General features: G+C 62.8%; 10 protein-coding genes. 1 reads left to right on the forward strand and 9 read right to left on the reverse strand.

The features are described 5' to 3' along the window. Positions 1–32: 32 nt before the first annotated feature. Positions 33–779: an ATP-grasp domain-containing protein gene (locus AUL39_RS03485; RefSeq protein WP_059053642.1), complete on the forward strand. Its 747-nt coding sequence runs from the start codon at positions 33–35 to the stop codon at positions 777–779. A 155-nt stretch (positions 780–934) separates the two neighbouring features. On the opposite strand, the gene AUL39_RS03490 is transcribed toward AUL39_RS03485, so the two are convergent. From AUL39_RS03490 to AUL39_RS03525, 9 genes are all read right to left on the reverse strand, one after another. Next, positions 935–1,327 carry a hypothetical protein gene (locus AUL39_RS03490; RefSeq protein ID WP_235810741.1) on the reverse strand — a complete coding sequence of 131 codons (393 nt, stop codon included), beginning with the start codon at positions 1,325–1,327 and terminating at the stop codon, positions 935–937. A gap of 336 nt (positions 1,328–1,663) precedes the next feature. Further along, a complete protein-coding gene (locus AUL39_RS03495) occupies positions 1,664–2,131 on the reverse strand; it encodes a hypothetical protein (RefSeq protein ID WP_059053643.1) in 468 nt (155 codons plus the stop codon). After that, the gene (locus AUL39_RS03500) at positions 2,131–2,685 is read right to left on the reverse strand and encodes a hypothetical protein (protein ID WP_059053645.1); all 555 of its coding nucleotides are present in this window, start codon (positions 2,683–2,685) and stop codon (positions 2,131–2,133) included. The genes AUL39_RS03495 and AUL39_RS03500 overlap by 1 nt, the downstream gene beginning before the upstream one ends. Beyond that, on the reverse strand, positions 2,682–3,509 hold the full coding sequence (locus tag AUL39_RS03505; RefSeq protein WP_059053647.1) for a TIGR04255 family protein: 828 nt from the start codon (positions 3,507–3,509) through the stop codon (positions 2,682–2,684). The genes AUL39_RS03500 and AUL39_RS03505 overlap by 4 nt, the downstream gene beginning before the upstream one ends. A gap of 598 nt (positions 3,510–4,107) precedes the next feature. Beyond that, positions 4,108–4,557, reverse strand: a complete 450-nt coding sequence (locus AUL39_RS03510; RefSeq protein WP_059053649.1) for a hypothetical protein — start codon at positions 4,555–4,557, stop codon at positions 4,108–4,110. A gap of 252 nt (positions 4,558–4,809) precedes the next feature. Further along, positions 4,810–4,980, reverse strand: coding sequence for a hypothetical protein (locus tag AUL39_RS11200; RefSeq protein WP_160327016.1), 171 nt, complete (start codon positions 4,978–4,980; stop codon positions 4,810–4,812). Positions 4,981–4,984: 4 nt separating this feature from the next. Then, positions 4,985–8,386 (reverse strand): DUF499 domain-containing protein, encoded by a 3,402-nt coding sequence (locus tag AUL39_RS03515; RefSeq protein WP_059053651.1) that lies wholly within the window; start codon positions 8,384–8,386, stop codon positions 4,985–4,987. Between the two features lie 31 nt (positions 8,387–8,417). Next, positions 8,418–11,228, reverse strand: a complete 2,811-nt coding sequence (locus AUL39_RS03520) for a DUF1156 domain-containing protein (protein ID WP_059053654.1) — start codon at positions 11,226–11,228, stop codon at positions 8,418–8,420. Further along, positions 11,210–14,707, reverse strand: coding sequence for a helicase-related protein (locus AUL39_RS03525; RefSeq protein WP_059053655.1), 3,498 nt, complete (start codon positions 14,705–14,707; stop codon positions 11,210–11,212). The genes AUL39_RS03520 and AUL39_RS03525 overlap by 19 nt, the downstream gene beginning before the upstream one ends. Between the last annotated feature and the right edge of the window lie 169 nt (positions 14,708–14,876).

Raw genomic sequence — 14,876 nt, forward strand, 5'->3', positions numbered from 1 at the left:
TTATGGTCCAATGATGCGAGAGGCGCAAGGCGATGAAGGCATACATACAGAGCAGGAACGGGATGCCTCGAGGCACGAGCCAGTACACCGCCTGGCTCGGGTTCAAGAACATGGGGATAGAGACGGTCCTGTTCGAAACCGTCGACGACCTGAATGTCTGCGAGCGCGAGGACGTGGTCGTGGGCGGTCTGGGCGTTGTCCGAGCCAGGCTCCGTGCCCTCGGCGTCGACGCGAGTGAGATCAACTATCCCGAGGAGCTGCGTCCGTTTCTGGGCAGGAGGCTCTGGAAGACAACAATTGACCACGTGAACACCGAGGTGGGCACGTGGCCCCTGTTCGTGAAGCCCGTCGAGGGCAAGCGGTTCACCGGGTGCGTAGTCGCTAGCTCGAAGGACCTCGTCGGCAAGGGCTGCTACGGGGAGGACTTTCCCGTCATCTGCAGCGAGGTGGTCGACTTCGTCTCGGAGTACCGGTGCTTCGTGAAGTACGGGGAGATTCTCGACGTGCGCCACTACCGCGGAGACTGGTCGAAAGCGCCGAGCAGGGCGGCCATTGAGCAGGCAATTGCCGCGTATGACAGCGCACCGGCCGGGTACGCCGCTGACTTCGGTGTCACCTCGGACGGCAGGACGCTGCTCGTGGAGGTGAACGACGGCTACTCGCTCGGCCCGTACGGTCTGTGGCCCGAGCTGTATGCGCAGCTGCTGTCCGCCCGCTGGGCCCAGATGGTCGGGACCAATGACCCCTGCGACTTCGGCGTGCCTGTGCCGAGGATGTAGAGAAGTGCATAAAGCAGCAGATAAAGGCGGCAGTGCGCGGACATCACGCATCTCTCACGGCTCGAGAAACTTGCGACTGTAGCGACTCATATATATGTCGTATTTCAGTGAGCGAGAAGTTCATTTTTGCCAGGTGATTTCTCGGACAGCTCTTCTCACGTTACGCGTTTAGTGGTCGAAGCCGGATTTCGCGATCGATATCCGTGGGCGGTCCGTGTCGCTACGCCGCCGGCGCCCGCCTGCACGAAGCAGTTCAGGATACCCGTCTCCCCCACGTCCATCATGTCGGCGAGGAGCTTGATGCCGCGGTCGTAGTCGAAGGACTTCGTCTCGTAGTCGAAGGTGATGGAACCCGTCTTGTATCCCACGTTACGCTTGTAGTCTCCCAGGCCCGAGACGGAGAACTTCGGAATCATGATCTCCTTCGCGTTGCGGCCCGCGCGGGCCATCGAGTGCGGCGAGTTGAGCACTGTCAAGCACGCGGCCCTCTGGTACACGCGGTCCAGGATGTCGGTATAGTTCTTCCTGTATGCGATCGAGTTCGCCATGAGTCATGCCTCCTCCTCGGTCAGCCCGGCGATGCGCTCCCAGCTCCGCGATCCGCGCGTCCCGCTCGCCGATGGCCCACTCGTAGTCGGTGCCGCCAGCACCGCCGCCGCCGGAACCGCCGCTCACTTCCGCCTGCTGCTTCTCCTGCGCGTTGTCCGCTGCCTGCGCGCCCTGCGCCGAGCGCGCCTCTTCCGCGCCATTCGTATCACCCGCCATGCCGGCCAGCCTTCCTGTACGCGGGGCCGACAAACGAGGACGGCCCCTCAACCTGATGCCTTTAGGCTAAGGGACCGTCACAAAGTCCTTCTGGGAGCCGTCTTTATTGCAAGCTCAAATCAGCCACACAGTCGATCGAGGTCTTCGCGTGTATAGACTTCATCGAAAAGCATGGCAAGCATGCCACATAGGGCTCTTTTGCTTGCTGAAGTCAGACCGGTTTTGCAAAGGAGGTTCCCGTGGTAGGGATTACCTTCCACCGGACGTCTTTCATAATCGAGACCGCAGGCCATCGCAGCTGCAAATCCCCTGCTATGGTCAAGCTCAGCCCTAGGAATGCGGCAGGCGCCATACTTGAATTGTTTTCTTCCATCGTCCTTTTCCTGGGATGCGATCTGGAGCAAGGCTCCCTCGTCATCACTCCAGTTGATTGAACATTCCTCTATCCCACGATTCTCAAACTCTTTGAAATCGAAGGCGTTGCCACCCACGGTTCCATCCGCCTGAATCGCCTGTTGTGTAAAACCACGATATACGCTGTCTGGATAATCTGATGTGTTCGTAGACTCCGGACATCTAGCGGCCATCAAAGCTTCTCCGAGATGCGCGCAACTACCTTAGCTGCTACAGCATCGACGTTCTTCCCATTAAGCGGTCCGTACTCAGGCACAATGGTACTCACGCCGTTTTCCATGTCGCGGACAAGAACGTAATATGAAGAGTCATCAACGTTTCGCTCAATTGAAAAGCCTGCCCTCAGATTGAGATAGGTCCACTCAATAAGAACGGCAGAGTCATCCAGCACGCTCAGATGAAGCTCCGAGTAAGGCAAATCCATGTGCATCTGGCGGTAGTTGTTCAGAAGGCTCGTCTTCAGCGACGCAGCAAGCTTCCGAGCAAGCAGTCGCTGGTCATCTTTGATCGAGGAATCACCGAGGCCCCGTTCGACCTCAGAGAATATATCGAGGTTCCGAGGCAGGGCAGGCTGATAGTATGAGGAGCCCATGCCAGCAGTAGTCACAAGCTGAGGCATCATGGTAACAGCATTGCGCATGCCGTTGGACGTGACATTATTATCAAGGACGGATGCCGAATAGGCTCCATGCCTGGGATACTCCGCTACGGACAATGAGCTGGTCATGATGCATCCTCCTCAGTGATTGTCTCCGGTTCCATGGCCTCAAATAACTTCTGCTTCACCATCCATCGACCATAGTCCGTAGAATTGGCGTGCATGAAGTCGAGACAGCCCTGAATTCCTTCTTTACCAACTGGAAAGCGACTCAGAGAATAGGTATCAGTGTCCACGATAAAAGTGTCAGGCGTGATTTGGGCAGGATTATCCGCTGTCGCACCGAAGTTCGTGATGACGCGCATTGTTGCGTCATGCTGGTCGAGTTTGATTTCGGTATATTGGCTGATGTTCTGTATGTCTCTCTCATCATCCACTGCAGCAGCCATGCCCAGAATCTTAGAATTGAGCAAGTCCTTCCAGGGAATTCCCTGCAATCCAAGTTTCTGACGGTCATAGGCGTCTACATAACGAAGGCCCACTCGCGTGTAGTAGGCAGGGCTATAGCACTGCCTGAGCGCCTCGACTGGAAGCCAAAGTCTGTCCCGAAAAGCTTCCCACCTATCGTATGCCCTGGTCGAGAGAGCCAAAAAGGAGCTGGTAAGGTTAATCTGCCAGTTTCCATCCTCGCTGGTAAAACAATGGTTCATGTTTTCCTGCTGAATTGGGGGCTGCGTAATAACACCGGCTGGCGTTGCAACGAAATCAAGCTGTTGCTGTCGCTCGATATTGGTCGTGTATTCAGGATATTGCCTTCGAATAAGCTCTTGGAAACTTACGGGAAGGTCTTTGTCAATGCTGAGAATCACCGGAAACCGCAGCTGACAGACGACCTCGGTAAGCGGGCACTTGGTGTACCGGGAGCGCGGCTTACTATCATCCCTAAATCGCATGCGCCTCACCCTCCATCTGCTCGCACAGTCCACACATCTACACAGGCCGTCAAGATTTCGAGACTCATCAGACCGAACCCGTTTGTAAACTACAACTATGTCACAGGCTGCCTAGGCTGTCGCCATTTTGTTGGCAAGCTGTATCGAATCTCCTGTGGCCGGGCATCGTACTTCCGTGATTTAGGCGGTAGAGACAGCTATTGCTACTGGCCAACCAAGTGCGCACTATGGTCGGCCAGTAGCAAGCTCGTTCTGTCGGGGGGCACTACTCATCGAACCGGTAGTCCCCGATTCGCAGCGCGTTGCAGTTCTCTCTTACGGTACGATGCGTGTCTTCGTCTCTGGGTACTCTTCTTTCTCTCGTTCCAGCTGATCGGCGGTGACAGCGCGCTTCACCAGCAAGTCGGTATGATTGGTGCGCATTCGTTCTGCCCCAGCTTCAGGTCTAGGTAACGCCCGTCTGAGACACCCGAAACGATGCCAAAGTACCCAGCTAGTCTCCTTGGGGTCTTTTATGGCCTTGAGTTAGTAGGACTCCTTCTTGTAGAGACCGGCGGCGATCGTTTTCGTGAACAATCTGTCGAACAGCGCCTCTGGGTCAGTTCGTCCCAAATCGACCCGGCAGAACTCCTTTTTCAGGGACAGCTGTCTTGACAGCATCGATGACTCGTCTTGTTCCATAAGCCGGGTCGTAGAAGTCAAGAAACCCAGCGATGACGAGGCGGCTAACCAGACCAAAGGGGTCCGAGTAGAAGACCTCAGCCGATGCCCGAATGAGGATGGCGTGGAGAACATGCTTACGAAGCTCGCCAGCCTTCTTGGCTGGGAGCTCTTTCGCCACGACTGTCTGTTCTTTCTTGCTGTCCACGAATGAGCCAATGGTGTAGATTATTCCTAGGTTGGGAATCCTGTACCGAACAACGAGTTCCTTCTTGTCGGGGTCGTATTCCAGCGACTCTGCACACGACTCGTATCGACGTCCCTGCCGATTGGGATCAAACTCCAAAGCGAAACTATCTGAAGAGAGGACCCGGTCGAAATATGCCATGACCTCCTCAGGATTGCCGATGAGGAAGCTGTGTCTTCGCGCATCGACTTGCTGGTTATGCCTTTCTTGCTGCCGCTGATAGAAGGTGCGTTCTTCCTCGACATTCCTTGCATGAGCTTCCGGGTATTCACGTTGTAGCGCGTCTGCCTTGGCCGTACGTTCCGCAAGCCGAGCCTTTGCTTCTTTGCTGAAAACAGAGTGCAAATGAAGGAGAAGAGTGACTCCTGCGCCTTTACTAGTTTGTCGTTTGCTCTAGTCCTTCGACTCCGTGAGTGGCTTCAAATCCAGCTGACGGTCAAAGTAGTCATCAGGGTCGAGACGCACGAGGTCGGCGCGATGCAGGTCGCCGTAATAGGCCATCAGGTTATCGAGGGCAGTCGTTTGCTCAGCAATGATGTCATCGGCTGGTGATCGCTCCTCCATTCTTTTACCTCACCCTGATCGTCACTCCGAGTGCCTTCGCGTTTTCGGTCACGATCCTGAGCGTCGTGTCGTCGATGCCGCCGGGCACGCTCACCTCGGCCGAGAGCGTGAGGTGCGCGCTCGAGCCGCGCAGGTCGTAGAGCCGCTGCAGGATCTCCTCTACGATGGTTCCCACGTCGGAGCCTGCCGACCACTGGTCGAGGGTGGCCTCCAGCTCCATGTCGTGCATGACGGGCTTCGGCGGCTCGGGCGGCGACGCGGGCTCGTTACCGGGCTTCTCGCCCGGTTCCGCGCCGGGCCTGCTGCTCGGCTGCTCGCCACCCGGCTCCGCGGACGGGCCGGGTACGTCCACTCCTGGCTTCTGCTGCTCCCGCTCCCGGTCGAATGCCAGCTGCTCCAGCGCCGCTTGCCGCGCCACCACGAGCCCTTCGCGCATGTCCACGCTCGGCCGCTCGCCCATGCGCAGCCCCAAAAAGCGCCCGTCCTCGTCGCGCCCGTCCGCGTAGCCGAAGAAGTCCCGCGTCGTGGCGCCGTTGGCGATGGACTCCGCCAGCACGGAGCCGTCGCGCAGTCGTCGCAGGTAGCAGTAGCGGCAGTAGTCGTCCCACAGCTCCGAGGCCGCTACGCAGTCGCGCCCGCCCAAAAGCAGTGAGTCCAGGTCTCGCTGCAGCAGGAACGGTGTGTACACCTCCACCACGAGGCCGTCGTCCTTGGCCCGCTGGTAGGCGCGCTTCGAGACGGCGTCGTTGCCCGAGATGGGCGCCGCGTCCCACTCGATCGTGGAGGCGTCGCCCGGGTCCTGCTGCGGAAACACCAGGTGCTTGTAGGCCCCCAGGACGAGCCGCTGCGCCCGCTGGGCCGCGGTCTGGAGCTTGGCGCGCGCGTCATCGCGGGCGTGACGAGTGAGCTCCAGCGCGTCGGCCTCGGCGTCGATGCTCCTCCAGGCGAGCTCTCGCCGCACGGCGTCCTGCGCGTCGTCGAGCGCCGTGCTGTCCGCTGCGGCGAAGAGCAGCATGTTGCGGTTGGCGCGCATGCTGCCGCCGCGCATGGTGAGGCAGTCTGCGGCCCAGGCTACGGCGGCCGAGCGCGCCACGTCGCGTCCCACGGTCTTGGAGGGCGGCACCACCACGAGCGTGAGCTGTGGCTCGTCGGGCACCTCGGAGCCGTCCAGCGGGCACACGTTCACGTTGGCAAAGCCGCTTCCCGCGCGACGCTCGCCCTGACGCAGGATCTCCACCACGCGTGCCTCGATGCCAGCCGCGTCTTGCCGGCTCGCCCGGTCGCGCGCGAGCTTCTCCAGTGTGGGGTGTGTGTCGTACCAGTAGCGGGTGCCCGTGGTGTAGAGGTAGCTCAGCTCGTCGCGCATCTTGGCCAGCGCGTCGTCGTAGATGGTCACGTTCGTTCCCGGCACGGCCGCGCCCAGGCGCACGTCCGATACGTCGAGCCCCCGCAGGCTCTCGCCGCGCGAGGTGGGGGCGCTCCCCAGGAATATCGCCCGCGCCATGCGCCGGGCGGCTTTGGGGCGAGAGAAGCGCCCGTTGCCGCGGTCGATGGTGCCCGGTATGGAGTGCGCGCCGTCCACGTCGGTGTCCACGACGGCATTCCATGCCGGGTCGAGGTACTGGAAGATCTCCTCGCTGATGCGCGCGTCCGAGAAGTCGATGGAGCCCGGCATGATGAGCGGGTCGGCATCGTTGGCCTCCCACAGGTTGTGGATCACGGTCGCCATCAGGCGCAGCACGCCGCGCGTGCGCTGGAAGCTGGGAAGGGTGCTCCAGTCGCTGTAGAGCCTATCGAACACCTGCGGGTGTATGGGGTAGCAGCGCATCATGCGGTCGCGGTAGGCCTCGTCGCGGCACTCCACCGGGAACTTGTCGGGGTCGGCCGCGTAGTAGGCCATGAAGGCATCCACCACGGATCGAGCCAGCCCCTCGTCGTAGGTGCCGAAGAGGCGCTTCTTCACGATCTCGAAGCCCTCCTCGTTGGTGGCCGCGCGCCAGATGGAGTTTACGCGCCCGAAGATCTGCTCAACGCGCTGCAGGGCGATCTTGCCGCCCTCGCCGCCCAGCTCGCGCTCGCTCTCGGGAAGAGAGGCGATGAGCATGCAGTTCTTAGTGCGCTTCACGGCCTCGGTGAGCTGCTGCAGGAAGCTGAGCAGGTTCTCAAAGGTCCCCGCCGGCAGGTGCTTGGAGTCGTTGTCGTAGAGCGTGCGCGCGTAGGCCACGAACTCGTCCATGAGGATGACGCAGGGCCCGATGGCGTCGAAGAGCCGCTTGAGCGCGTCCGCGCCGGGTGCCACGCCCTTGGAGTCGGCCGAGCGGATGATGGCGTAGGGCGCGGGGTCTCCCTTCTGCAGGCACAGCTGGTAGGCCATCTCACCCCAGAGCGTGTTCACCTTGCCCTGGAGGAACTGTGGATTCTTCGAGGACGAGGGGTCGAGGTCGGTCCCTACGAGCGTCGCCACGTACACCTTGTCGGGAAGGTTCGGCACCCGCGCCTGGTCCATCACCTCGGCCACGCCGGGCAGCTCCCGGGCGATTTTCGAGGTGCGCATCAGGTGGTACACGGCCAGCATGCTGTGCGTCTTGCCACCGCCGAAGGCCGTCTTGAGTTCCACCACGGGGTCGCCGTCATCGTCGTCGGTTACCGACACGCGCTTGAGCGCGCTCATGAGCAGCGACCTCATGCCCTGCGTGATGTAGGTGCGCGAGAAGAACTCCTTGGGGTCCTGGTACTCGAAGCGCGCCTCGCCCTTGGCCACGTTGGCCAGGTCGATGGCGAACTCGGCGGTCTTGAACTGCCCGCGCGCCACGTCGTCCTTGGGCGCCACGACGCTGCGCCAGGGCCGCAGGGCCTCCGCCTCGTCGGCGGGTCTGCTCGGCGACACGCTGCTCCACCCCTGCGCGCGCGTCTCCTCGGGCGCGGGTGCGGCCTCCACGGTGTGCCGTCCCATGAGCTCGCGGCGGTAGTCGCGGATGGCCACGGCCGTCTCGGGGTCTATCTGGTCCATGAAGCGCGCCATGGTGTCGAGCGCCCGCTCGGTGTCGTCGTCGGAAAAGCCGTCCGCCGTGCGGTACGCCCAGGAGTTGCGTGTGTCGATGAGCTCGTGAGCCCACGACTGGCTGCGCCGGTCCATCACGGGGCGGAACACGTCCTTCCACGACTGCGCGATGAGCCGCAGCATCAGCAAGATGTCGAGCGAGTCGATGCGCGCAGTGTCGTCGGTCACGCCGGGACCTGCCACGTCGCGCCGCTGGTCCTCGTAGAGGTGCCCCAGCACGCCCTCCTCCCACCATGCGTCGTGGTAGTTGCGGATCATCTCGCGCATGATGAAGGTGCCCAGCGTGGGCCTCATCGCGTTGAAGGCGCTCTCGATGAGCGTGTTGTTGTCGGTCGTGATGTCCATGTCACTCACTCGCTCAAAGTCATATGGGTAGTCAGTCGGTGGGATAGTCGAGGCCCAGGTCGAGCGTCTGCTGCACCGGTGTCTGGCGCCGCAGCGTATCGGCCCGCTCGGCGATGTCGTCCCACGAGGTCACGAGGTCGTTGAAGAGCTGGGCGTCCTCGCCGCGCCCGCCGCGATCGGCGCTCTGAAAGAGCAGGTACGCGAGCGACTTGGTGCGCTCGGCCCGGGCATCGTCGAAGGCGGCCACCACCTTTGCAGCACCTCCCACGCCGTCGCGCGACTCCAACGCCGCCACCTCGGCCATGAGGTCGCTCCAGCACGAGGGGGCGAGCCGCGCCTGCGCCACGTCCGCGACCTCGGTGGGCCGCACGAGCCGTACCTTGCCGCCGCCGCTCTCAAGCACACCGGCATGGGTGAGCGCCTCCAGCGAGGCCCCGCGCGCGTTGCGCAGAGTCTCGGCGTCGCCGAAGGGCCCCTTGTCGAAGCCGTACTGCGCGTACCACGAAAGGCAGAAGCGCGTCTCGCCGTCCAGGTCCTCGCCGCTCTCGCCCATGAGGGCGTCGAGCTGCTCGTTGATGATGCCGAGCGCCGTGTGCACGCTCATGGGCCGCCCGTCGGCCTCGATGACCTGCGCGTACCTCGAGAACGCCGCCATGCCCGGCCCGATGGCAGCCTGCGTCAGGTCCACGGGCGCGATGGAGCCGCCCTGCATGTCGGCCAGGCTGTCGCGCAGGTTGCGCCTGAGCTCGCGCAGGAACCCGGGCCGGTCGGTGATGGGGGCGTCCGCGGGACGCCGTCGGCAGACGAGGACGATGGAGGAGGCGAGGTTATTTCGCGTGCCTTTAAGGGCAGTCGTAAGCTCTGTTCTCATCGGCCAAGTACCAGTAATCCTCATTCCGGCATCGATAAGCGCCTGGAGCATCGTTTCCCAGCCGGATGACGTTGTTCCTTCGTTGGTATTCTCAGATTGTTTATAGGCATAGTAGACGGTCATCGGGTAGTTATCGGACATGGCCTTGGCAAGTTGCGTGAAGGTTTCCTTCATTCCATGTTCGAAGAACTTCTTTGCTGCTTTGGCTCCGCCGTCGAAGCGATAGGGCGTCGCTATGAGTTCCTCGGCTTTTGGTGTGAGCATCGTGCCAAAGGTATCGGGCCATACATCTTTCAGGCTCCTGCGCATCCAGATATAGAAGTAGTCAGAAAGATCTGAGTAGTCGATGTTGTCGTAGTAGGGCGGATCAGTGGAAATCAGCAGATTGGTTAGTCTGTCCGTTTGAGTGGCGTCCCGCTGGACTGCATCACAGAGAGGTTTCGCAGGTAGTGTTTTTATTGCTTCACATATTTGGCCAATCATGCTGTGAAACGATCCCGAAGAGAGCGAAAGCGGATTAACTTCCGCATAGTCATATGTCATGCTTATGGCCTGACGCCTCATCGTATTAGCCATCTTCTCGCCAGTGGTATGCCATATGCAGATTGATGAGCAGTAATCTGCTTCCTTGTCCACCATGAAGGCAAGATAAACCGAGACGGCTTCTGCATAAGCTTCTGCGCCCAAACCATCATTTGCAAGCCCAACGTGGTCATCTGCCATGCCAGCTGCTAGAGCATCAGCTTCGATTGTTGATCGCATCTCGGCCACAAGGTCTGAAAGCGCCATCAGCGCTGTCAGCTGCCGATTGGTGTAGAGGTCCTTCCAGTATCTGTACCCATATGCTTGGATGCGGAAGCCGAGTGCCTTATCGGGGAGTTTCTGCATGGGTGCGTTCTTCGGAGCTGATATGTCGGCGTTCGCGCTGTCCGCCTCCGTCGGGGACGAATACCAGCGTCCCTGACCGAGGGGATTCTTGCTCACGATGGCCATGAGCTGGTTGCCGAGACTGTGCTCACGGCTCTCAGTGCGTATGTAGTCGAGCGATATTGGAGAACCGCAGTGCAGGCAGACTGCACCTCGGCGATCAAAAGTATTTCTGTGTACATGAGCGAAGTCAGCTGGTCTTCCGTCACCCTCGAAGTGCACTTCGTAATGGACCTGACCGTTTTTGGCAATGGGGTCGATGTAGGCACGATGCTTCGCCTTCTTTGAGAGCCAGAAAGACTTAACTAATGGGGTCTCGTGGCGGCAGGCGGGGTTCGGGCAGGTCACGGTGCGCGCCCAGATGTAGGCGATGGGCGTGGCCCTCTTGGTCACGCCTCCTTTCGTCACCTCGACGTCGGGGTAGTTCGCACCTATCCGCTCCTTGGCCTTCTCGCGCATTAGGTTGGCGTAGTACTCAACGTCGGCGGCAAGCCCGGTGGCGCGCGGGTAGGTGCTGGTGAGGCAGCGCCTCCTGGCGTCGGGGTTCACGGGGTCGTGCCCGCAGAAGCGCGCCGGTATGTCGATCATGGCGCGGTTGATGGTCACGGGTATCGGGTTGAGGTCGGCCGCGTGTGCTTTAAGCCCTAAGCGCTGAGCCTCGAGCGGTAGTGCACCTCCCCCCGAGAAGGGATCGAGGAACTCGGGCAGTTTCCCGCCGGGGGCATACCTCACCATCTCAGCGCGGGCCTCCTCGTAGAGACGCTCGTCGCCGATGTTGTCCCAGTCGGCGAGGCGCTTGATGATGCCGAAGAGACGGTCGCGCTCCCTGTCCTGCTCCTCCTCCGTGGGGAAGAGCTCGGGGTGCTCGCCGGGGTCGTCCACCGTGCTCGCGAAGATCACGCAGCGCGCGGCTGCGAGGGGGCGCCTTGCCCACCACAGGTGCAGGGTCGAGGGGTGCCCCTTGCGTATGGACTTCTCCCTCACGGCCTGCGCGTTGATCTCGTCCAGCGGGATCGAGGTCTCTATCAGCTTCTTCGCGTGCATGTGCTTCCCTCGGTGACATAGGTCTCGTGGCGCTCGGCCCGCCTCTCGATCTCGGCGATCTTGAAGGGGTAGGAGTCGAGCGCGCGGTTGTAGTCGTTGCGTATCGCGCCCCAGTAATATGTGGTCGTGGAGCCGCTGCCGTGCGGGCGCGTAACGGCGAGCACGAAGCTCTCCTGGTTGCCAGCGGCCTTCAGCACCTCGTTGGCACTGAGCGTCACGGTGTCGGCGTCCTCGCATACGCCCTTGGACTCGATGAAGAGGATGTCCTCGGTGCCGTCTTCGCGCGGCACCACCGACTCCACGTCCCAGCCAAAGTTCTGACGCGAGACATCGGTGGGGTCGTGCCCCAGCGAGCGCTCGATGGACATTACGGCGTCCATGCCGCGCTGCTCGCTCGCCTTGCGTGCCTCGAAGGCGTCCTTCGCCGCGTCCGGTGCCTGCCGGAGCATCCGCGAGGGGAACACGAGCGCCGCCTCCACCAGGCGAAGCGGCTTGGGCCGTACGACGCGCTGGGCCTCCAGCTCGCGCAGGCGCACGTCGCGGCGCATCTTGAGCGCGTCCAGGTCCCGGTGTCGGTTGGAGGCCGTAAGCCGCGCCCCCTCGTCGCCCCGGCGCGCCTTCTCGGCCCAGCGCTGCTCCTCGGTGCTCGCAGCGGCGATGGCGTGGTTGAGCCGCTGCCTCACGGCTTCGGCCACGCGGTCAACGCGCTTCTGGCGCTCGGCCCCGAGCCTGCGTACGTCCTCGGCCACGGGTCCCGCCATCAGCAGCTCCTCGGCCTGCGCCTCGGCGTCAGCGGGGATGGCGAGCGGGTCGGCCACGCCCCGGTCGAGTGCGGCGACCTCGTCCGCGTTGGGCGCGCGGTAGTCGATGTAGGGTGCCTGCCCGAAGGTCGCGGGCTCGTGGCCCTGCTCCACCTCCACGTAGTAGATGCGCCGCTCTACCTCCTGCCCGCCGCCGTCGGCAAGCGACAGCGAGTAGGCCAGCATCAGGCGCGGCCCCAGCGTGCGGTTGCCGTCGTCTACGAGCACGGTGCCATGGTCGAGCGCGCCGCCGTGCTTGGCGAGCGTCTCCTCCACGGCCGCGTCCAGGAGCGGATGCCCCACTGCCACGAGGTCGGTGCGCCCGGGGTCGGCCACGTCCTCCTTGTCGAACGCGAGCGAGCTGTAACTGTCCGCGAGGGGCCTGCGCGCCCCGGTGATCGAGCTCACGCGCAGCGCGAGCGGCACCTTGCGTATGCGCCACGTGCCGTCGCGGTTCGAGGCCAAGTGCCCGCCCAGGTCCTCCACGGCCCAGGCGAAGAAGCTCTGGATGTAGTGCGGCTGCAGGCGCAACGCGTTGGCGCGCTCGATGTCGGCACGCACGCGCCGCACGTCCTCCACGTCGAGTGAGTCGGTGGCCAGCACGTCGCGTGCCATGATGCGCCGCAGGGTCTCAGTGTCGAGCGAGTTGTCGATCACGGTGTCCAGGTAGGCCTGCCGCTCCGGCGTCTGGTCCTCGCGGATGGACTCCAAAAGCAGGTCGCCGAGCGACTTGTCGTCGTAGGTCACCTGGCCCAGCACGTCGAACACGCGCCCATTGAGTGTGACGCTCTCCTGCTCCAGCTTGTCGAAGAGACGGTGCCACACGTCGCCCTCGCGCGTGCCGTCTGCCACGAGGTTGTACATGTAGCAGGTGTGCCGCTGGCCTATGCGGTGGATGCGCCCGAAGCGCTGCTCGATGCGGTTGGGGTTCCACGGCAGGTCGTAGTTGATGAGGATGTGCGCCACCTGCAGGTTGATACCCTCGCCGGCCGCGTCGGTGGCCACGAGTACGCTCACCTCGGGGTCCTGCTTGAAGTCGGCCTCCACGCGCCGGCGCTCGTCGCGGTTCATGCCGCCGCGTATGGCGCGCAGCCGCTCCGCAGACCCCAGGTAGCTCCCCAGTTTGCCCTCAAGGTACTCCAGCGTGTCGGTGTACTCGGTGAACACGAGCAGCTTCTCGCGCCGCCCCTCGGCGTCGCGCATCTGCGGGCTCTCTAAAAGGCGCAGCAGCTCGTGCCATTTGCGGTCCTCGCCCGCGTGCAGCACGTCGGCCGCCTCGGCCTCGAGCGCCTTGAGCTCGGCGATCTCGGACTCCAGCTCCTCCAGGGTCTCCGATGCCGTGGCGTCGTCAAGCACCACGGTGTCGCTGTCCTCGAAGTCCTCCAGGTCGTCGGCGTCCCACTCGTCCCAGTCGGGCGAGCCCTGGCCGTGGCCCCTGTCGTGGGCGGTGTAGGCGCCGTGCTCGCGCACCTCCTGAGCCAGCTCCTCCAGCCGCTTGCGCCGCCGCCCGAGCGAGCGCCACGCAGCCATGGGCGAGGATGCGAGCCGCCTCTGCAGCGACGTGAGCGCGAAGCCCACGGCGTTTTTGCGGTCGGCCCGCACGATTGCCTCGGCGCGGTTGAAGCCCTCGCGCACGTAGTCGCTCACGTGCTCGTAGAGCGCCTGCTCGGCGGGCGTGAGCGTGTAGGCGGCCGTGCGCGCCTCGCGTATCGGGAAGAGCGGCTTGCCCTCGAAGGTCAGAAGCTCCTCCTTCTGCAGGCGCCGCATAAGGCCGCCGAGGTCGCGGGTGAGTCCGGAACGGGCCCCTCCCTCAAAGCGGTCGGGGTCGAGCAGCTTCATGAACTCCTGGAAGTCGGCCTCCTTGCCGTTGTGCGGCGTGGCGGTCATGAGCAGCAGGTTGCGCGTCGTGGAGCTGAGCAGCTGTCCTAGCCGGTAGCGGTGTGTGTAGTCCACCTTGCGGCCGTTCACGTGAGCGGCCATCTTGTGCGCCTCGTCCACCACCACGAGGTCCCAGCCCACGTCGCGGAGCATCGCCTGCAGCCGCTCGTCGCGGGCGAGCTTGTCCATAGAGGCCACCATTAGCGGGATGTCGCGGAAGGGGTTGCCCGTGCGCGTGGAGTCCACCACGTCGTTGGTGAGCATCCGGAACTCAAGGCCGAACTTCGGCCCCAGCTCGTCCTCCACCCACTGCTGCACGAGGCTTCCCGGGCACACGATGAGACAGCGCTCCACCTCGCCGCGGATCATGAGCTCCTTGATGAGGAGCCCCGCCATGATGGTCTTGCCCGCGCCGGGGTCGTCTGCGAGGAGGAACCTGAGCGGCTGCCTGGGGAGCATGTCCTCGTACACGGCAGTGATCTGATGCGGCAGCGGCTCGATGATGGAGGTGTGCATAGCGAGCCGCGGGTCAAACACGTAGGAGTAGCGTATGCGCAGCGCCTCGGAGGCCAAAAGGAATGCGTCCGGGTCGGCGTCGTAGCGCCGCCCGGACTGCGCTACGATCGGCCGCACGTGCGCGAGGTCGTCCGGGTAGAGCGACACGGAGTCGAAGGACCCGTCGAGCCGCTGGTACACGAGGTTGGCCGCGCTGCCCTTGGGTGTTACGGCCACGACCTCCACCACCTCGGTGGGGAGCACGCCTTCCACGCGCATTCCGGCCTTGAGCTCCTCCAGCCTCACCGCACCCCTCTCTCCGGACGAAAATCGACAGAATCAAATATTATTCAATATACCGCAGCGAGCTGCGAGCGGCCAGAAACCCCTGGCAGGGGCGCCGATAACCAGGTGATTGGCACCATCCGCGAGACGACCCCTTGCAATCCGCACGAGGTTCCACCTGACGCGATGC

The sequence above is a fragment of the Tractidigestivibacter scatoligenes genome (assembly GCF_001494635.1).
Lineage (GTDB): Bacteria > Actinomycetota > Coriobacteriia > Coriobacteriales > Atopobiaceae > Tractidigestivibacter > Tractidigestivibacter scatoligenes.

Coding starts and splice junctions, on each gene's coding strand:
- AUL39_RS03485 (WP_059053642.1), top strand. CDS start 33: ATGAAGGCATACATACAGAGCAGGAACGGGATGCCTCGAGGCACGAGC.
- AUL39_RS03490 (WP_235810741.1), bottom strand. CDS start 1,327: ATGGCGAACTCGATCGCATACAGGAAGAACTATACCGACATCCTGGAC.
- AUL39_RS03495 (WP_059053643.1), bottom strand. CDS start 2,131: ATGGCCGCTAGATGTCCGGAGTCTACGAACACATCAGATTATCCAGAC.
- AUL39_RS03500 (WP_059053645.1), bottom strand. CDS start 2,685: ATGACCAGCTCATTGTCCGTAGCGGAGTATCCCAGGCATGGAGCCTAT.
- AUL39_RS03505 (WP_059053647.1), bottom strand. CDS start 3,509: ATGCGATTTAGGGATGATAGTAAGCCGCGCTCCCGGTACACCAAGTGC.
- AUL39_RS03510 (WP_059053649.1), bottom strand. CDS start 4,557: ATGGCATATTTCGACCGGGTCCTCTCTTCAGATAGTTTCGCTTTGGAG.
- AUL39_RS11200 (WP_160327016.1), bottom strand. CDS start 4,980: ATGGAGGAGCGATCACCAGCCGATGACATCATTGCTGAGCAAACGACT.
- AUL39_RS03515 (WP_059053651.1), bottom strand. CDS start 8,386: ATGGACATCACGACCGACAACAACACGCTCATCGAGAGCGCCTTCAAC.
- AUL39_RS03520 (WP_059053654.1), bottom strand. CDS start 11,228: ATGCACGCGAAGAAGCTGATAGAGACCTCGATCCCGCTGGACGAGATC.